This window comes from Myxococcales bacterium (assembly GCA_022563535.1).
GTDB lineage: Bacteria > Myxococcota_A > UBA9160 > UBA9160 > UBA4427 > DUBZ01.
Window position 1 is genome coordinate 57641 of record JADFNE010000018.1, and the last position, 19576, is coordinate 77216.

Below are 19576 nucleotides of genomic sequence, written 5' to 3' on the forward strand. Positions count from 1 at the left end.
GAGTCCTTTGGACTTTTCGGGTTCCCGTGTGCTCGTGGTGGGGGCCGGGCTCGCGGGTTGCGAAGCCGCCTGGCAAATTGCCTCGCGTGGCGGCAGCGTAACGCTGGTCGAGATGAAGCCCGTCCAAATGTCGCCGGCTCATTCATCTTCCGATATGGCCGAACTCGTCTGTAGCAATTCTTTGCGCGGCGCCAGCTTGCACAATGCGGTCGGGCTGCTCAAAGAAGAGATGCGGGCACTCGACTCCCTGGTCATTCGGGCCGCGGATGCGACAGCGGTCCCTGCAGGTCGTGCCCTTGCGGTCGATCGAAACGATTTTGCGCGCTTCATCACTGAAGCGATCGAGGCCCATCCGAATATCGAAGTTCAAAACCATGTCGTCGAGAAGATCCCCGAAGACCCACACGTCGTGTTGGCCACTGGCCCGCTCACGGCAACCGCGCTGGCAGAGGCGATCCAGGAACTGCTGGGAGATGAGTCGCTCTATTTCTACGATGCCATCGCGCCGACGGTGTACGCCGATTCGATCGACATGTCCGTAGCGTTTCGCGCTTCTCGCTACGAAGAAGGGGAGGGGGACTACTTGAATCTGCCCCTTTCTCGCGACGAGTACGAAGAGTTCGTCACGGCCCTGGTCGAAGCCGAGACCGTGCCCCTGCATTCGTTCGAGGCAGCGCTGTACTTCGAAGGATGTCTGCCCATCGAGGAAATGGCGCGCCGCGGTCCCAAGACGCTGTCGTTTGGCCCGATGAAGCCGGTCGGCCTGGTTGACCCGCGAACCGGGAGGCGCCCATACGCGGTAGTGCAGTTGCGCCACGAAGATCGGGACGGGGTATTGTTCAACTTGGTGGGCTTTCAGACCAAGCTCAGAATTTCGGATCAACGAGAAATATTCCGTCGCCTGCCCGGCCTTTCGAAGGCGGTGTTCGCGCGCTTCGGGACCGTTCATCGCAATACCTACGTAAACGCACCCACCAAGTTGGGCCCAAATCTCGAAGTAAGAGTGCGGCCGGGACTCTTTCTGGCGGGTCAGATGGCAGGTGTCGAAGGATACGTGGAATCTGCTGCGCTCGGATGGCTCGCCGGGCTCGCGGCCGGCTGTGCCGCGAGCGGTCGCGAATGGCAGGCTCCGCCGGCCGAAACCGCCCACGGTGCTTTGTTGAATCACCTGACGAACGGCAACCCCAATCACTTCCAGCCGATGAACATCAACTTTGGTCTGTTCGCGCCATTGCCCGACAGCGCGCTGCGCAGTGAATCGGGCAAGCGTCGTAAACTCAAGCGAGCGGAGCGCTCAGAAATGTTCGCCGTGCGCGCCCTCGATGCCATCGCGCGCTATCGCGACGTGTCATGATGAAATGGATGCCCACAGTCGAGAAGTTTGGCACCCATCTGGGAGTCGAGCGGAACCTCTCTCCCAACACCCTGCGCGCCTATCTGGCGGATGTCCGCCAGTTTGAGCGGTTCTTGGGCGAAGGAGCAGGCGAAGTGGCGGGCAAGGACAAACGCCGCGCGAGCGATCCGTCCCAGGTGACGGTTCGGGACGTGCGGAGTTGGCTGGCGCTGCTCCACGATTCGAACAGCCCGACGACCCTGGGCAGAAAACTCGCTTCGCTTCGTTCGTTCTTTCAATTCATGCTGCGGGAAGACCTGATCGATCTCGATCCGACCGAAGGCCTTCCGGCGCCGAAGATACCGCGGCGGCCCCCGAGGCCCTTGCCAGTGGATGACTGCTACTCCTTGATTTTAAATCAGAAGCGCCGCAAGCAGGCGGACAAACCCGATCCGGACGAGGAACTCGTGGCGTTGCGCGATCGCGCGCTGGTCGAGTTTCTGTACGGCACCGGCATCCGAGTCGGTGAGCTGGTGGCATTGGATGTGCGCGATATCGAGTTGCCCAGCGCCCAGGTGCGGGTGCTCGGCAAGGGACGCAAAGAGCGAGTGGTTCCGATTCCGAAGCATGCGCTCGCGGCATTGGCTGAATGGATCGAGGCGCGCACCCGTCCCGGAGTGCTCGCCGAGCCGCTCTTTATCTCATTGCTTCGCGGTCGCGGTTCGAAAGAACCTGGCGTGCGGCCTCGGCGACTCGGGGATCGAGACATCCGGCGTATCCTGAGCGAGCGGGCGCGGGATGCGGGTATCGCCGATCGAGTCCACCCTCATCGTCTGCGCCACAGCTACGCGACGCATTTGCTCGACATGGGGGCAGATCTGCGGGAAATTCAGGAGTTGTTGGGCCATTCTTCTCTATCGACCACGCAGAAATACACGGCAGTTTCAATGGAACAACTTCGACGAATCTACGACGATGCGCACCCGCGTTCGGGGGCTCGAAGCGGAAACCACTCCAATCGCTCGCGCAACAGAACCTGAAACACGCGTTCAGTATTCGATCAAAAGGAAGCCATCGAAAATGAGGTCTGAAGATCAAATTCGATCGACAACCGTCATGGCTGTCGTCAGGGACGGCACGATCGCCATGGCCGCCGACGGCCAGGTGACCGTGGGCGATACCGTGATGAAAATGGGCGCCGAGAAAGTTCGCTTGATCGCGAAGAATCGCGCGATCATCGGTTTTGCCGGGGGGGCCGCTGACGCCCTGACGCTGCTCGAACGTCTAGAGGCCAAGCTCGAGACCCACTCGGGCAATGTGCGGCGAGCCGCTGTCGAACTGGCGCGCGACTGGCGCACCGACCGCATGCTGCGCCGGCTGGAGGCCATGATGTTGGTGGGCGACCCCGAGACGCTGCTCGTCGTGTCCGGAAACGGGGACGTGATTGAACCCGATGACGGAATCGCTGCTATCGGATCCGGAGGGGCCTATGCTCTTTCCGCCGCCCGGGCACTATCTCGCCACAGCAAGATGGGTCCGGAGGAGATTGCCCGCGAAGGGCTGCGGATCGCCGCTGAAATCTGCATTTACACCAACGACAATGTCAAAGTGATCACGCTTCCATGAGCATGCTACAGAGTTTTACACCGCGCGAGATCGTCTCTGAACTCGATCGGTTCATCGTCGGACAACGCGAAGCAAAGCGTGCGGTCGCAATCGCCCTGCGTAACCGCTGGCGTCGACAGCAAGTTCCAGAAGAGCTGCGAGACGAGATCGCGCCCAAGAACATCATCATGATCGGGCCGACGGGGGTCGGAAAGACCGAGATCGCCCGACGGCTCGCACGCCTGTCCCAGGCCCCCTTCATCAAGGTCGAAGCTTCGAAGTTCACCGAGGTCGGCTACGTGGGGCGGGATGTGGAGTCGATCATTCGAGACCTCACCGAACTCTCGGTTTCAATGGTGACCGACGAAGAGCAGCGCGCGGTTCGCAGCAAGGCCAGTGACCTGGCGGAAGATCGTGTACTCGACGCGCTGCTTCCCCCGCAGTCAGCGCCGGCGCCCATCCAGGGGCCCCATGCCGTCGATCTAGCGAAAAACGTCGAGAATCAGGAGTCGCGGGACAAGCTGCGCAAGCTCCTGCGCATGGGAGAACTCGACAACCGGGAAATCCAGGTGGAACTCAGGGATGATTCCGGCGGACCGTCGATTTCGATCATGACACCACAGGGCGTCGAGGAAATGGGGGTCCAGTTCCGAGACCTGTTCGGAAGCATGATGCCAAAGCGCACCAAGCAGCGGCATATGAAAGTGTCAGAAGCCCTCAAAGTGTTTACCAACGAGGAAGCCCTGGCATTGGTCGACATGGACCGGGTTCGCGAGTTGGCCGTCGCACGGGTGGAACAGAACGGAATCGTATTCATCGACGAAATCGACAAAGTGGCGGGGGGATCCTCGCAAGGACACGGTCCCGACATCTCGCGTGAGGGGGTGCAGCGGGATCTGCTTCCGATCGTCGAGGGCTCGACCGTACAAACCAAGCAGGGGCCGGTGCGCACGGATCACATTTTGTTCATCGCGGCCGGCGCGTTTCATGATTCGAAACCCTCGGACCTGATCCCCGAGCTGCAAGGACGGTTTCCGATCCGGGTCGAACTGGCGAGCCTCACCAGGGACGACCTCGTGCAGATACTCACCGAACCCCAGAACTCGCTGGTTCGTCAGTACGCCGAGTTGTTGAAAACGGAGGGCATCACCCTCGAATTCAAACAGGATGGCGTGCAGGCCGTAGCCGACATCGCCGCCGCGGTAAATGAGCGAATGGCGGACATCGGCGCCCGAAGGCTCCACACCGTGATGGAAAAATTGCTCGAAGACTTGAGCTTCGACGCCCCAGACATGGGGCAGGCTACGATTGTGGTCGATCGGAACATGGTCGAAAAGCGGTTGGGGGATCTGGTCGAGGATCAGGATCTTTCGCAGTACATTCTCTAATCAACCTGGCCTGGGGGATTGGTGAGCGACGCAAAGGCGCGGGTACTGGTAGTAGACGATGAGCGCTTCTTTCGCGAAGCGATCGGCGACGTCCTGAGCGCGCACGGCTATCCCTTTGTTGCGTGTGAGGATGGTGAGCGCGCGCTCAAACTGGTGGTCGCCGATAACTTTGCCGTAGCGGTGTTGGACATCCGCCTTCCCGGCATCGACGGGATCGAAGTTCTGCGGCAACTCCGGGTCGCCCAGCCGGAGTTGCGCGTGATCATGCTTTCGGCGTCCACCGATCAAGAGTTGGTGCTGGAGGCGCTCCGTCTGGGAGCCTGCGACTACCTGGCCAAACCCCTGCACGACGAAGAATTGGTGTTGGCCGTGCGCCGCGCCGCGGATACCCATCGCGTCGCGAGCGACTGGGGCAGCCTGCGAATTCGGCTCGATGAACTGGTTGGCTTGATGGAAGATCTTTCCAACGACGCGAATGACGCGACGCCCGCAGAGCGACTCTCGGTCATTCGCGAGGCGGCAGTTCGCGCCGTGTCCATCGCCTTGCGGGCGGAGAAGACTTCGCTCTTGTTGTTGAACGACGATGCGAGCCAACTCGACGTCGTGGCGTCGCTCGGTCGCGATGTCGATCCGGATCAGATGGACAGCGTAAGGATCGGACAGGGGATTGCGGGTCGAGCCCTCGAAGACTCGACCCCAATCGTCGTGGCGGATATCCGCAATGAAAGTCATTTCGTCGCCGACCTCGCGCCGGATCGTTACAACTCCGACTCGTTTGCGGTGGCTCCGGTTGAAATGTCGGGCCGACAACTCGGCGTCTTGTGCGCGACGGATCGCACGGATGGAGCGCAATTCGGCCCCGAAGATCTTTCGCTCTTGCGCTTGATCGCAGTACAGGTCGCAGAACTGCTCGGCGACGACACGGCCGACGCCCAACTCGAACGCGAGAGTTCTGCAGCGTCGACCGAGATCGACTCCTCGGGCGGCCAGTCCGAATCCGACTCAACCCAGATGATGCCCGCAGGCTGGACCCGAGATGCGATGGACGCCCAGGATCTTTTTGCCGAGGCGAGCGGGGTCGGAATCGATGCCGACGCCGAGTTGGCGCGCACGATCTGCGACGCGGTGGTCAATGAAATCGAGCCCGCGAGTCTGTTGAGTGAGGCCCTCCGAGCCATCGAGACCGTATTGGATGCGGATCCCGTCTCCCTCTATCTACTCGATCCCGAGAGCGGAGACCTGGTCAGGGAGTCGATCGGGAAGCGCGGCCTGCGTCTGGATCACGATCGGCTGCCCGGCGATCGGGGACTGACGGGAGGCGTATTTCAGCGCGGGCAGTTGATCGCGACCGCAGATCCCGAGAGCGACTCTCGCTTTGATCGCAAGGTCGATACGCCGAGCGACGGGGTCGTGGGATCGCTCTTGTGCGTGCCCCTGCGGCTGCGAGGCAAGACCGTCGGGGTGTGCCGAGTTCATCGGCCCCAAGGCTCTACGGTCTCTGCCCGAACTGGAGAGGTGCTGATCGCGGTGCTGTCTGCGGCGGTCCGCAACGTGCTCCTGTACCGTAGTCTGCTCGACAGCATCGAAGAGGTCGCGGCGGCGCGCAAGCAAGCGCGCAGCTGAAAGCTGGGCTAATAAATCGCCCACAATTCAGTCATTTACAGCGAAACCCTAAGGCGATGGTGGGCGTTTTTGCGAGCGCGCTAGAACACAACCGCGAGTGAATTCATGGAAGAACTGGTCGACAAAGCCAAGGTACTGATCGAGGCGTTGCCCTACATGCAACGCTTCGTCGGGAAGACCATCGTCATCAAGTACGGTGGCCACGCGATGACCGACCTCGAATTGCGGCGATCCTTCGCAACCGACGTCGTGCTGCTAAAGCATATCGGCGTTCGCCCGGTCATCGTGCACGGTGGCGGTCCCCAGATTGCCGCCACCCTTGATCGATTCGGCAAGAAGTCGAAGTTTGTCGGCGGACTCCGGGTCACCGACGACGAAACCATGGAAATCGTCGAGATGGTTCTCGGGGGCACGGTCAATCGCGAAATCGTCGAATTGATGCAGCAAGCCGGTGCGTCGGCGGTGGGGCTCACCGGTAGCGATGGCGCCCTGCTGCGGGTCCGGGAAAAACGGGTTGACGGCCAGAGCCTGGGTCGAGTCGGTGAGATGGTGACGGTCGATTCCGGGGTGATCGAGGCAGTGGCGGGGGCAGGGTTCATACCGGTCGTCGCCCCGATCGGCGCGGATCAAAATGGACTGACGTACAACGTCAATGCCGATGAGGCCGCCGGCGCAATCGCCGGGGCTCTGCAGGCGGAAAAACTGATCTTGTTGACCGATGTCGATGGAGTCATGGACCGGCAGGGGCAGCGCATGAGTCAGCTCTCGGTCGAAGAGGCGCGGAAGCATATCGACGAGGGGACGATTCGCGAAGGCATGATTCCCAAGGTGGAGTGCTGCACACGGGCGCTTTCCCAGGGCGTTGCGCGAACCCATATCGTAGATGGACGGGTGCTCCACGCCGTACTCCTGGAAATATTTACCGACGACGCCGGCGTCGGAACCCTGCTGGTTCCATGACAGCGGGAAGAAGGCAGTAACGGAACCATGAGCGAAACCATTACAGATCGACATCGCGGCTTCATTTCGGTGGCCGACTGGAGTGCCGACGAATTGCTCGAGTTGCTCGCGCGCGCGCGGCAGCTCAAGCGACTCCATCACCTGGGTGAGAGTGTGCAGTCCCTCCAGGGACGCACCCTTGCGATGTACTTCGAAAAACCGTCCCTGCGGACCCACGTCACTTTCGAAGCCGGCATGACCCAACTCGGGGGACACGCGATCTTGCTGCGCCCGGAGCAGGTCGGCATCGGCACACGAGAATCACCCGAGGACGTCGCTCGAGCGCTGTCGCGCTGGGTCCACGGAATCATGGCGCGGACCTTTAGTCACAGCCTGGTCGAGCAACTCGCCCGGGAGGCGAGCATTCCGGTGATCAACGGATTGACCGACTTCCTCCACCCGTGTCAGGCGATGGCGGACGTGCTGACCATGAGCGAAAAGAAGGACCCTCGACAATCGACCCTGGCCTATCTGGGAGACGGCAACAATGTTGCGCATTCGCTGGTACTGGTGGCGGCGGTGCTCGGTTTTCGCGTGCAACTCGCCACCCCCGCGAGCCACACGATTTCTCCGAGAATCTGGGAGCAGGCGGCAAAGCTCTCCAAGACCAGTGGTGCCGAGATCACCTGGACGGAGGACGCCCGAGAAGCCGTTATCGGTGCTGATTTCGTCTACACCGACACCTGGACGAGCATGGGCCAGGAGGACGAAGCCGAGCTTCGCCGCAAGATCTTCGCCTCCTATCAGGTGAACAGCAGCCTTCTCGAGTGTTGTCCCGAGGCCTGGGTGATGCACTGTATGCCCGCCCACCGCGGCGAGGAGATCACCGACGAGGTGCTAGACGGTCCCCGCAGCCTGGTCTACGACCAGGCCGAGAACCGGCTCCACGCCCAGAAAGCGATTCTCGAACGCGTGATGGGCTGATTCCGCGCGTCTCAATTCCACTCCAGACCGATTTTCATCGCCCGGGAAGAATCGAACGTCTGTTCTCGGACGCCCGTGAGAGTCGTTTCAGGCGCTCCGAATCCTCGGATCTGCTCATTGTTTGCAGTCGACACACCGATGAAAGGCGGTGGGCAGGGCGAGTGCCTGGCCATCGGGGAGACTGGTGGATGCTGGAAAGCGATGTGTCAGAAGAGGATCTCGGTCGATTTCCTCGTCTCACGTCCGATTGTGATCCAACAGCACTCAAATTGTCGCCAGCGGAGGGATTCTTGCTCTCGAGAATCGACGGACAGACATCGTGGAAGTTGCTGCGAGAATTCGGTGGGCTTACCTCCGGCGAAGTCGATGTTTGCATCGAAGAATGGCTCTATCAGGGGCTGATCGATATCGACGGAAGGGCACCTCGGGTCAAGCGACGCGAGGGTGCGATCCCCGAACCTGCGAGCAAGCGCAAGGTGCAGGGCCCCGTTGACGAGTCGCTGATCGACGCCGAACTCGATCTCGATGAAACAATCCAGCGCGAAATTCTCGAGTTCGAGCAAAAGCTCGAGTTGAACTACTTCGAAGTGCTCGGCGTTGATACTTCCGCAGAAATGCGCGACATCAAGCGCGCATACTTTGCCCTGTCGAAGCGGTTTCATCCCGATCGCTTCTTCCGAAAGAACGTGGGTCACTACGGCGAGAGGTTGCACCTCATCTTCAAGCGCGTGTCCGAAGCCTACGAGTTGCTCTCCGATCCGGCGAGCCGCAAGGAATTCCAGGCGACGTTGACCGCAGAAATTCACGTCGAAGCACTGAATAATCCCGAGGCTGCCTCAGCCAAGGCTGGAAAGAGCCAGGGCCCCATGACTCCTGCCGAGCGACTTCGCCAGCGGATGCCGTTTCGGGTGCCCGATGCCCTGCGCAAAGACAGGAACTCAAAGGGCGAAGCGCTGTTCAGGTCCGCGAAGCAATCAGAGGTCATGGGTCGCCTGGAGGAAGCAGCGTCCAATTTGCGTCTCGCCGTGGCATTTGATCCCTTCAATCGCGAATACAAGCGGACGCTGGGAGAGGTGCAGGCAAAGGTTGCGGTCGAACGCATCGAAGCATTGCTCAGCAATACCAAGGCTGGCTTCTGCGATGCCGAGAAGCGCGAGGGTCGGCGGTTGGCCGAAGAGATCCTGCTGTACCGACCCAACGATGCCAAGACGAACATTCTCGCGGCCCGGGTCTATGTCGAACTCGAAGATACCCAGCGCGCGGAAGAGTACTGCTCGCGGGCGATCGAGCTGGATCCGGCCAATGGTGGTTATCGCAGGACACGGGCAGGTGTGCACTTGTTGTGCGGGAATAAGGGGCACGCTGTGTCCGAGTTGAACAAGGCGCTCGAACTGAATTCGAGCGATCTCGAAGCGCGCAAGATGTTGGATACGCTGCGTGTAAAACGTCGCTGATTTTCGGCGAACGGAGGAAGATATGGGTCGCGTTATTGGAATCGATCTGGGAACCACGAATTCGTGTGTCGCGGTTGTGGACAACGGTCAACCGGCCGTGGTGCCGAATACCGGGGGATATCGGACGACACCGTCGATGTTTGCGATTTCCCAGGACGGCAAGCGCCTTGTGGGCCATCTCGCCAAGCGTCAGGCCATCACGAATTCGAAGGATACGGTCTACGCTTCGAAGCGCCTGATCGGTCGACGCTTCGACTCCCCCGAAACGCAACATTCAATCGACCTGTGTCCGTACGAGATCGTGCGCGGACCCAACGACGATCCGCGGATCAAGGTCGGCAGCAAGACCTTTACCTGCCCGGAGATCGCCGGAATCATCTTGCGTGAGATGAAGCGCGTCGCAGAGGAGTATCTCGGCGAGCCGGTTCAGGACGCGGTCATCACCGTGCCCGCTTACTTCAACGATACCCAGCGCCAGAGCACCAAGGACGCGGGCAAGATCGCCGGACTCGAGGTACTGCGCATCATCAACGAGCCGACTGCGGCAGCACTGGCCTACGGAATGGGTCGGCAAGGCGACGAGAAGATCGCGGTCTACGACCTCGGCGGCGGCACCTTCGACATCTCGATCCTCGAAATGTCAGACGGTGTAGTCGAAGTGCTGGCTACCGCGGGAAATACCTTCCTGGGCGGCGAAGATTTCGATCGCCGAGTGGTGGCTCATCTGGTCGACTGGTTCCAGGCGAACGAAGGCATTGATCTGCGCTCGGACACCATGGCGCTGCAGCGGCTCAAGGACGCGGCGGAGAAGGCCAAGTGCGATCTCTCGATTCGCGAGAGCACGGAGATCAATCTTCCGTTCATCGCAAGCGATGCCCAGGGTCCGCGGCACCTCAACTACGAGTTGGACCGCGCCACCTTGGAGGGATTGGTCGACGATATCGTTCGAGGCACCCTGAAGCACGTGGAGCAATGCGTACAGGACGCGGGTCTCACTGCGGAAGATATCGATCAGATCGTGCTCGTCGGCGGTCAGACTCGCATGCCTTTGGTGCAGAACCTGGTCACCGAGTACTTCGGCAAGCGGCCTCACAAGGGCGTGAACCCCGACGAAGTCGTGGCCTTGGGTGCGGCGATTCAGGGGTCGTCACTGGTCGACGAAGAGGACAACGTCCTGTTGCTGGACGTGACGCCGCTTTCTCTCGGCATCGGTACCTTCGGTGGGCACTTCGCTCGGTTGATCGAGCGCAATACAACGGTACCCGTGAGCAAGGCGCATGTTTTCACAACGACTCGGGACGATCAGTCGGCAGTGAAGATTCGCGTGCTGCAGGGCGAGAGCGACATCGCCCTCGAAAACGATCTGCTCGGAGAATTTGTCCTTTCGGGCATCCGACCCGCAGCCAAGGGCGAGCCCGAAATCGAGGTCAACTTCGACATCGATGCCAACGGGATCGTCAGCGCTTCAGCGCGCGACATGGCGACGGGCAAGGAACAGTCGATCACGGTCAACGCCACGGGCACGCTCTCCGATGAGGAGATCAGTCAGATCATCGAAGAGAACGAGCTGTACGAGGTCGAACTCAAGGGGTAGCGCCGAGCCGATGGCCGATGAAAGTACAGAAGAAATAGCGCTCTGGTTGAAGCAGGGACTCGATGCATACGGCGATGGAGAAACCGAGAACGCGATTCGCGCGTGGCGCAAGGTACTGGCGGTAGACCCTCAGAACGAAGAGGCCCTCGACTTTATCGAGAGTGCTGATCGCCGGGACTTCCCGCGAGCGCAAGACAGCGCTGGATATCCCGAGGAGACGGCACAACAAGTCGTCATTCGAGAAGCCCGTCAATTGATCGCTGGGTCGCAGCTTGAGGAGTCTCTCGAGTTGTTGCAACGCGCCGCCGAAAACAACGAGTACTGTCTCGAACTCGAAGCCACCATCGAACTCGTGCGCGGCAGTCTGTACGTGACCTATCGCGAGTTCGTCGGCGATCTTGCGAGCGTCCCCAAGATGTCTACAGATCCGGCTGAGATCACCAAGTTCAATTTGCCAAAAAACGCAGGCTTCTTGCTCTCGATGGTGGACGGTGTGACGTCTTTGGAAGACTTGATGGCAGTATCTGGAATGGATTCCTTCGATGCGCTGCGCACCACCAAGAAATTGATCGAAGTGGGGATCGTGAGGATGCAGCCGTGAGCCTGGTGGAGATACAGCCATGAGCCTGGTGGAGATACAGTCATGAGCGACGCCCAGGGGCAATCGCTGCTCAACTTCCTGAACACGCCACTGTTGGTGGGCGACCCCGAGGGCAGGGTCGTGTTTGCCAACGATGCCTTCGTCAGGCAGTTGACCGTCAACGGTGAGTCGCCTCACGGCGAACCCCTGGCGTCTTTGTTTGCAGGGGGCGGTCGCGAAGCCGTTCTCGCCTCCGTGGCCGAAGTCTGCTCAAAGGGCGAGTCGGTCAACTTTCGCATTCGCGAGGCTGGTCGCGGCTACCTCGCCTTGGCTTCGCCGATTCACGCGGAGGAAAGTCGAGTCGGAGTCGTGATCCTGCTGACCGATGAACCGACCCTCGACTCGCGCCTGCTCGACTTCCATCGCGAGATCCAGGAACCTCTCGACGAGACCATGGCCTGCCTCGAAGAACTCCTCGAAGCGTCCACCGGACCCCGTGATGAACATTTTGTCGAAGTGCTCGAACGCGGAGCCGTCGCCCTGCGACGGGCCCGCAAGTGGAGTGGAGAGCTGCACCGTCTGATCGGGGGTGGATCGGGACCCAAAGCGATCGACGACTTCCTGCAGCCAAGCCACGTCTTGCGTCAGGTTGAGTCACGCCTGCTGGCCGAATTCGAGCGTGCAAAGGTGGAATTGTCCCTCTTGATCAATCCGGGGGTGTCCCGAGCGGTCGGCGACGCGACCATGCTCGAAACATTGCTGGTGCGCCTGTTGCGGCAGCGACTCGCGCAGGCGCCTGCGGGCAGCTCGATCAGCTTGCTGGCCCGGGACACCGGCGGGGCGCTCGGGTCCGGTGTGCTGATCTCGGTCACGGATCCCCACCAGATCTCGAATCCCGATGCAAAAGCTGGGAGCGATCCCGGCGAATACACGAGAATGGTCCGTGAGATCGTGTCGGCGCTGGACGCCGAGATCGTGACCGTGGTCGAGCCACCCGCGGGTCGCGTTACCTCCATTCGACTTGCGAGCGCGCCGAACTGACCCCCGCAGTGACCGCAAGAATCGCGGGTGCTGAAATCGTCAGATGAGCGGGTACACTCCGGCCTCCCAAGCCCGGAGGACGTTGCGCCATGCCAGCCAAAGATTCCGTCAAGAGAGTTTGCCTCGCCTATAGCGGCGGTCTCGATACCTCCGTCATCTTGCGCTGGCTGATCGAAGAGTACGGCTGTGAAGTCGTGGCCTATTGCGCAGACGTAGGCCAGCAAGAAGAACTCGACGGCCTGCCGGAGAAGGCGAAGGCCAGCGGCGCGATCGACTGCGTGATCAAGGACCTGCGAGAGGAATTCGTCTCTGACTACGTGTTCGAGGCCATCCGCGGCAACGCGATCTACGAGGGCGTCTACTTGTTGGGGACGGCACTTGCGCGGCCCGTCATCGCCAAGCACCAGATCGAGGTCGCCAAGACCACGGGATGTGATGCAGTGGCTCACGGCGCGACCGGAAAGGGCAACGATCAGGTGCGATTCGAGCTGACGTTCCGCGCATTGGCACCCGAGATTCGCTGCATCGCTCCCTGGCGGGAGTGGAACTTGCGATCTCGAGCGGACTGCATCGCATATGCCGAGAAATTCGACATTCCGATCACTGCCAGCGTCGAAAAGCCGTATTCGATGGACCGAAACATGATGCACATCTCATTCGAGGGCGGGATCCTCGAAGATCCCTGGCGAGCACCCGACGAAGATATGTTCGTTCTCACGTCATCCATCGAGGACGCCCCCGACGAAGCCACGGAGATCATTCTGGGTTTCGAACAGGGGCGGGCGGTTTCGATCGACGGAGAGCTGCTGACTGCGGCGGAACTGCTCACGCGGCTCAACGTACTGGCGGGTGCGCACGGAGTGGGGCGGGTCGACATGGTCGAGAATCGATTTGTCGGATTGAAGTCTCGCGGGGTCTACGAAACCCCGGGCAGCACGGTATTGCACGTGGCGCATCGCGCCCTGGAGTCCATCACCCTCGATCGCGAAGTGATGCACGATCGAGATCGACAGGCCCCCCGCTTTGCAGAACTGATTTACAACGGCTTCTGGTTCTCGCCGGAAATGGACGTCATGCGCGCAACGATCGACGCGACCCAGGTGAACGTTACGGGAGAGGTGCGACTCAAACTCTTCAAGGGAAACGTGATCGTAAGCGGGCGGCAATCGCCACTTTCACTGTATTCGGAGAAATTGGTGACCTTCGAGGAAGACGGTGGGGCGTACGACCAGACCGACGCGACGGGGTTCATTCAGCTTCAGGGCCTGCGGCTGGTGCGGGAACGGGACAGCTCGTAGCGGTCGATCCCAATCTGACGCCTTCGCTACTCGAGTTGGTACGAAAGCCCAATCGACGTCGAGACGAACCGCAGTCCCTTGAGTAGTCCGACCGGAATCACGTACGAGGTCTTGAAATTTACCGCCCATCGATCACTGACGAAGTAGTCGATGCCGCCTCCCGCGCGAAAGGCGAGCGCGGCTCCAGTTTTGATGTCCAGATCCTTCGTCACCATCAAGCCGAGCCCGGTGAGTAGATGTGGCTGAAGCCGACCTTCGTTGAACCCGTTCAGGACGTTGTGCAGGGGAAAGATCTTCGCGTTCACGGTCGTCGTGTAGACCTTGAGCTTGAAGGTGTCGCCGTCGGTATCGACAAAGCGAAAGCCATCGGCGTATTCGAATTGGGATTCGATGGCGATGTATTCCCAAATGCGCTTGCCCAACACCGCGTTGAGACCTTCGGCGTGCTTGACCCCGGCCGCGACGGTGTGGAAGCCCTTGCCCTTTGATGGCTGCCCGATCTGACGCGAGGTCGCTTCGGCGAGGTAGCTGTAGCCGATCGAGAAGTAACTCGAGCCATCGAAGTAAAAGCTCTCACCCTCGTCGTCCCAATCGTCGGCGAAAGCGGCGGTGGGCGAAGCCAGCAACGTCAGCACACAGGGCAGCCAAAGCATGCTCCGCAGCCTGTGTCGTCCAAGAATCATCGCTTTGGGTCTCTCCTCGTCGTGGCGGCCAGGGCATGCTCTTGGAGAGGTTCTACATCATCCGCGCAGAGGAAGGGATGAAAAATGAGTCCGAGTACCGTGTCAGATGGAGAATACAGGGCTCTGGGTGTGTCTTCGGCTCGCGAATCGCAATATCATCCCGCTCGATCGGCAGTGTTGGCACGATGGCGGGTCGGAATTGTTAATCGCCCCTTTGGACACGGGGCTGCGGCGGGAGAGAAGCTGAATGGTGAAATGGTTCTTGCTCAGGCACACGCGGATCTCCGCCTTGACCCTCAGCTTGATATGCGCGTTATCGACGGCGACCGCCGTCGCGCAAGAAGACGCCGGCGGCGCCGGGCCGACTTTCAAGGAAGGCGATGTGATCGACTTCGAACGCATCGATGCGGTCAGGCAGTTTCTCCCGGAGGACTTCTGGAACAATCGCGACTTCTTCTTCTACCCCGGGATGCAACTCGAGATCGGTCCGTTCTACCGCGACTACAGTCAGGCTGACGCTTTCCAATCCAAAACCATCAGGAACAAAGGCGATTCGCGCATCGGCCCGGGCAATAGCCTCGAAAACTACGTCAATGGCGAGCCCTTTCCGATGGAAGACATCGATTGCCTTGGCGACCCCCAGGCGGGAACGAAGATCATGTGGAACTTCGACTACCGTTGGAACGGGGCGGGGAATACTGCGTCGTTCTTCTATTCGTATTGGGACCGCGGCGAAGAGCTTCCCCTTTACTACGAGGGCGACGGCAGGGTGGTCATTCTGTCCCACCGGGTCGAGCCCGCCTACGACAAGCAGGCCGGCGACATCTTCCGAGGGGAAAAGCGCAAGAATGCGTTCGGGATCGAGGTCTCGGCACCCTTCGATGCCCGGGGCATCATGCTCATGAGCTATCGCTACAAGAGCGCCGACCGACCCACCAGCGAGGCGAAGAACGACGATACCTGGGTCTATCTCCCGACCCTGCGTCGGGTGCGGCGCATCTCCACGGCCCAACGCACGGACTCGATCTCGGGCACTGATTTTACCTTTGACGATCTCAACAGCTTTGCCGGCATCGTGACCCAGTACACCTGGGAGTGTTTGGGTGAGATGGACATTCTCGCTCCGTCCAACACCAAGGTGAAAGCCTTCCCCTACGACCGAAATCACAACTTCGGTCCCTACGGATTGTCGTTCGCGGACGATCGCTGGGAGATGCGGCACGCCGTGAAGGTGCGCTTCACTCCCAACAACGCCGATCACCCTTATCACCACAAAGACATCTACATCGACAAGGACACCCTCAACGCACTCTATTCGTTCGCCTACGATCAGAAGGAAGAGTTGTGGAAGATTATCTGGCACAACAAGCGCTGGAGCGAAGACGAGTTGACGCCAGATTGGTATGGTGGTTGGGAGGGCGTCGAGAAGCCGCTGGACCAGCGGATCATCAGTGACATTATTGCCAACGTACAGACCGGCACGGGAAATCGCATCGAGTTCTGGGACGCCAACGGCTCGCCCTTCAAGAGCAAGGGCAAGATTCGGCGATACATCGACATTGGGCGCCTGACCAAGGGGCGCTGAGCCCAAGCTGGAGGCCAGGCGCCGTTACTTCGAGGAAGTGCTCAGCATGTCTCGTCACTGCAGGCTGCTAACGCTCGCGTCGAGTGCGCTGATTGCTGTGTTGGGCTGCCACGATATCAGCATCGATTTTTCGGACGCTGGCGACACGATTCGCATCTATGACGACCTCTACTCGGTATCCATGTTCGACGAAGCGCACGCTGTCGCCGTGGGGTACTACGGCGCCGCCTATTGGACCGAAGACGGCGGCGAAACCTGGCGCCAGGGAAATACCGGAACACGAGCCTCCCTCTACAACGTTTCCATGGCCGACGCGTCAAACGGCTGGGCAGTAGGGCAACGCGGGCTGATTCTTCGTACCGAGGACGGTGGGCGGACCTGGACTGAGCAGTCGAACCTGAAGCAAAAGGAAGGAACTCATCTTTTCGCCGTCACGGCGATCGACGCGAATACCGCGTGGGTGGTGGGCGAGTGGGGTACGCGCATTCGCACCCGGGACGGCGGACGCTCTTGGGAGGATCGTTCCTTCCGGGTCAGCGAGTTTCACCCGCAGTTCGTATGGCTGACCCAAACGGAACAGGAAAAAGTTCGCAACGGGGAAGTCGTCTACGACGATGTCAGCATCAACGACATCTACTGTCTGCCCGCGCCAGCAAGCGATTGTTGGCTGATTGGAGAGTTCGGGTACATCTACTATTCGGAGGACCGGGGTGAGAACTGGGTCAAGAGCAAGGTCGAAGGGTCGGTCGAGATGGATCCGGTCCCGGTCGACTACAACGTGTTGGAAGTAAGTGACGAGCACGTTTCGCGCCTGCAAGAATTTGCCCTGCAGGTCAAGGATGAAGCCCATCTCAACGTCGCCGTGGCGGGCCTGGCCAGTGCCGACGAAATTCGCGACTTCGGAAGAGAAGAAGATCCTTCCGAGTTGTTCGAGATCCTCGAGGCCCGGGCTCAGGATGTGCGAAGCATTCTCGAAGACGCCGGAGTGCCGTCGGATCGAATTCGATTTCGAGGACAGCCGCCATGGGATTTCGAAGACTATCTCGAAGACGATCCTCAATTTCTCGCGCGCTATTTGCAGGGACGCTTGCACGACACGCCGGGCGTCGCGGTGAGCGTCTTGCAAAATCCAATTCTGTTTACGGTGCGATTCAGCGATGCGAAACAGGGCCTGATCTCCGGACTCGGTGGCGTGATTCTCCATTCCGCTGACGGTGGAAGGTCCTGGAGTTATCGAACGATCGACCGAAAGCAGGGGTTGTTCTCGGTGCGGAGCGTCCCCGGTCGCGCCATTGCGATCGGCGAGAAGGGGCTGATGAGGGTGTCGAGCGACAGGGGCATGACCTGGAGCGAACCTCCAGTGGGTACGCTGCCTGCGATCTATACGTTCATGCGCGATCTCGACTTTGCTCCCGGCGGCCGCAAGGGCATCATCGTGGGCCAGGGGGGCCGCATCTTGCGAAGCATCGATTCTGGCTACGAATGGACCCAAGTCCTCCCGGTGCCGCGTCACAGGGAATCGGAGGCCTCCTGAATCGAGTCTGCGACGAGAATGCTATTCTGCTGCGAATGGCTACTGCGCCCCAAATTACTCGATATATAAGGGTTTTACCCACTGTGGCCGTCTCCCTCAAGGTTGCTGACGTTGAGGCCGATTCTGAATTGATGAGTCCCCCCGCCATTACGATCCATGACCACCCCCGCTAGCGAAGATGGAGCGATGACTCAGCCAGATCCGATTCTGCTGCTCGTGAGCGACGACCCGAGGATTCACGAACACGTGAAACTCGCGTCGGCTTCCGAGGATTCTCTGCTCATCTGCGGTTCCGCTGAAGCTGCGTTCGAACAACTCGGCCGCGAGCGTGTATCGGTTGTGCTGTTCGACAAGCAACTCGAGGACCTCCCTGCGTGGCAGTTCGCCGAGCGGTTGCGACGCATCCATCCGGAGGTCGATCTCGCACTCCTCGCCGACGACTATCTGGACGAAGAAGACGATTTGAGGGAGGGCTGGCTGATCGGGGTGATTCCCAGGACCAGCTCAGTCCGGGCAACCCGTCATGCAATGGGTCGGCTGCTCGAAAGCATTCAACAGGTTCGAGAAATCAGCGGCTTGAAGACTTCCCTGCATGTCCTCGAACAGTGCCGTCGCCTGATGTCATGTCTCGAGCCCGGAAGAGTGTACACCGTGGCCCTCGACATCATTCTCGAGTTGCTCTCGCGCAATCGTGGCGGTGCGGTTTTTCAGCTCGAGTCGGTTCCGATGAGTGACGCAGTTGCATTTCGCGGGCTTGGGGAAAGTGAGTCCTTGCCCCTCCGAGACCTGCTGCTCGAAGAAAAGGCCCGTAGCCAACCTGCGAGCGAAGAGGTCGAGATCCTCGACAGCGGTCCGTATCTGGATGCCCTGCGAAGAGTCGGCATCTCGGCGGAGCGACTGCTGCTGATTCCACTGAAGGGGCAAACTTCTGAATCCGGGGAGTTGTGGCTGCTGGAGGACGGACGGCAGTTCGAGACAAACGAAATCGAACTCGTGAAGGTCGTCGTCGGCTACGCCGTGACGGCGCTGGTCAACTGTGAGCGCTACCAGAACGCCAAGGAGCGCGCCTTCATCGACGATGTCACGGAGGTCTACAACGCGCGCTACCTGCTGGCAACGACCGATAACGAGATCCGCCGCGCCGGCCGCTACAAAAGCCCACTCTCCGTACTCTTCCTCGATCTGGACCGCTTCAAACTGGTCAACGATCGCCACGGCCACCTGGTGGGTTCGCAGGTTCTGCGCAGCCTGAGTCAGGTGCTCATGCAATGCGTGCGAGACGTAGACACCCTGGCACGCTACGGCGGCGACGAGTTCACAATCCTACTCGTAGACACCGACCACGACGAGGCGCTCGCGATCGCAGATCGAATCCGTCGCACCGTCGAGGAACACGTATTCGAGGCCAGCCGCGGCGGCTCCCTGCGACTCACCATCAGTCTCGGGGTAGGGACCTTTCCCCAGCATGGAAGCGAGCGCGACGCGCTGCTCGATGCGTCAGACAAGGCCATGTATAGAGCCAAGTCGTTGGGGCGCAATCGGGTTTGCTCTGCGAATGAACTTTCGGTCTGAATTTTGAGTCGAGGCTTTGGGGATGAGACTCGGGGGCCCCTGCTCTACTGAGCGTGTTGCCATTTGGGCGATGAGGGGAAGGGTGGTTTCGGAGGTGGTAGTTGTTGGCGGATATAGCGGTAGCGCGGACAGGGGGTGAATGAAAGTTTGCGGGTTGTGGTTGTGTTTATTTTGTTTATCTGACGCATTATTAGGTTGATAATAGCTATGGTCCATGCTATAGTCAAGGCATGGCGGTAATCAAGCAGCTCGAACTCGCTGACTATGTCTTGCAGAAGCGCATGACCTCTGGGCATGGCGGGCCGCGCGAAGGGGCTGGGGCCAAGCGGGTTGGGCGGGGCCAGGTGCCTCATCGAAAACGAT

Annotated in this window: 16 protein-coding genes; 15 read left to right on the forward strand and 1 reads right to left on the reverse strand. The window is 60.1% G+C overall.

The annotated features are described in order from the left end of the window. Positions 1-7 precede the first annotated feature (7 nt). From trmFO to IH881_08085, 12 genes are all read left to right on the forward strand, one after another. Complete coding sequence (gene trmFO / locus IH881_08030) at positions 8-1354, forward strand: methylenetetrahydrofolate--tRNA-(uracil(54)-C(5))-methyltransferase (FADH(2)-oxidizing) TrmFO (protein ID MCH7867633.1); 1347 nt, start codon at positions 8-10, stop codon at positions 1352-1354. Beyond that, entirely contained in the window at positions 1351-2373 is a 1023-nt protein-coding gene (locus IH881_08035) for a tyrosine recombinase XerC (protein MCH7867634.1), read from the forward strand. Before trmFO ends, IH881_08035 begins: the two co-directional genes overlap by 4 nt. 40 nt (positions 2374-2413) lie before the next feature. Next, positions 2414-2959 (forward strand): ATP-dependent protease subunit HslV, encoded by a 546-nt coding sequence (hslV, locus tag IH881_08040; GenBank protein MCH7867635.1) that lies wholly within the window; start codon positions 2414-2416, stop codon positions 2957-2959. Positions 2960-2961: 2 nt separating this feature from the next. Continuing rightward, positions 2962-4326 (forward strand): ATP-dependent protease ATPase subunit HslU, encoded by a 1365-nt coding sequence (gene hslU / locus IH881_08045; GenBank protein MCH7867636.1) that lies wholly within the window; start codon positions 2962-2964, stop codon positions 4324-4326. 21 nt (positions 4327-4347) lie between these two features. Further along, positions 4348-5949 (forward strand): response regulator, encoded by a 1602-nt coding sequence (locus IH881_08050; protein ID MCH7867637.1) that lies wholly within the window; start codon positions 4348-4350, stop codon positions 5947-5949. Between the two features lie 105 nt (positions 5950-6054). Next, positions 6055-6909 (forward strand): acetylglutamate kinase, encoded by an 855-nt coding sequence (gene argB / locus IH881_08055; protein ID MCH7867638.1) that lies wholly within the window; start codon positions 6055-6057, stop codon positions 6907-6909. Positions 6910-6936: 27 nt separating this feature from the next. Beyond that, on the forward strand, positions 6937-7872 hold the full coding sequence (gene argF, locus IH881_08060; GenBank protein ID MCH7867639.1) for an ornithine carbamoyltransferase: 936 nt from the start codon (positions 6937-6939) through the stop codon (positions 7870-7872). Between the two features lie 290 nt (positions 7873-8162). Then, the gene (locus tag IH881_08065) at positions 8163-9326 is read left to right on the forward strand and encodes a DnaJ domain-containing protein (GenBank protein ID MCH7867640.1); all 1164 of its coding nucleotides are present in this window, start codon (positions 8163-8165) and stop codon (positions 9324-9326) included. Positions 9327-9348: 22 nt separating this feature from the next. Continuing rightward, positions 9349-10920: a molecular chaperone DnaK gene (gene dnaK / locus IH881_08070; protein MCH7867641.1), complete on the forward strand. Its 1572-nt coding sequence runs from the start codon at positions 9349-9351 to the stop codon at positions 10918-10920. Between the two features lie 10 nt (positions 10921-10930). Then, on the forward strand, positions 10931-11521 hold the full coding sequence (locus tag IH881_08075) for a hypothetical protein (protein MCH7867642.1): 591 nt from the start codon (positions 10931-10933) through the stop codon (positions 11519-11521). A 42-nt stretch (positions 11522-11563) separates the two neighbouring features. Then, a complete protein-coding gene (locus IH881_08080) occupies positions 11564-12541 on the forward strand; it encodes a PAS domain-containing protein (protein ID MCH7867643.1) in 978 nt (325 codons plus the stop codon). Positions 12542-12630: 89 nt separating this feature from the next. Beyond that, positions 12631-13839, forward strand: coding sequence for an argininosuccinate synthase (locus IH881_08085; GenBank protein ID MCH7867644.1), 1209 nt, complete (start codon positions 12631-12633; stop codon positions 13837-13839). Between the two features lie 26 nt (positions 13840-13865). Here the strand turns inward: IH881_08085 and IH881_08090 are convergent, their stop codons facing one another. Beyond that, entirely contained in the window at positions 13866-14522 is a 657-nt protein-coding gene (locus IH881_08090) for a hypothetical protein (protein MCH7867645.1), read from the reverse strand. Between the two features lie 247 nt (positions 14523-14769). Between IH881_08090 and IH881_08095 the strand changes: the two genes are divergently transcribed. The 3 genes from IH881_08095 to IH881_08105 all read left to right on the forward strand — a co-directional run bounded on the left by IH881_08095 (position 14770) and on the right by IH881_08105 (position 19213). Further along, a complete protein-coding gene (locus IH881_08095; GenBank protein ID MCH7867646.1) occupies positions 14770-16107 on the forward strand; it encodes a DUF1329 domain-containing protein in 1338 nt (445 codons plus the stop codon). Between the two features lie 46 nt (positions 16108-16153). Next, positions 16154-17641, forward strand: coding sequence for a hypothetical protein (locus IH881_08100; GenBank protein ID MCH7867647.1), 1488 nt, complete (start codon positions 16154-16156; stop codon positions 17639-17641). Positions 17642-17827: 186 nt separating this feature from the next. Then, complete coding sequence (locus tag IH881_08105) at positions 17828-19213, forward strand: diguanylate cyclase (GenBank protein ID MCH7867648.1); 1386 nt, start codon at positions 17828-17830, stop codon at positions 19211-19213. The last annotated feature ends 363 nt before the right edge of the window (positions 19214-19576 follow it).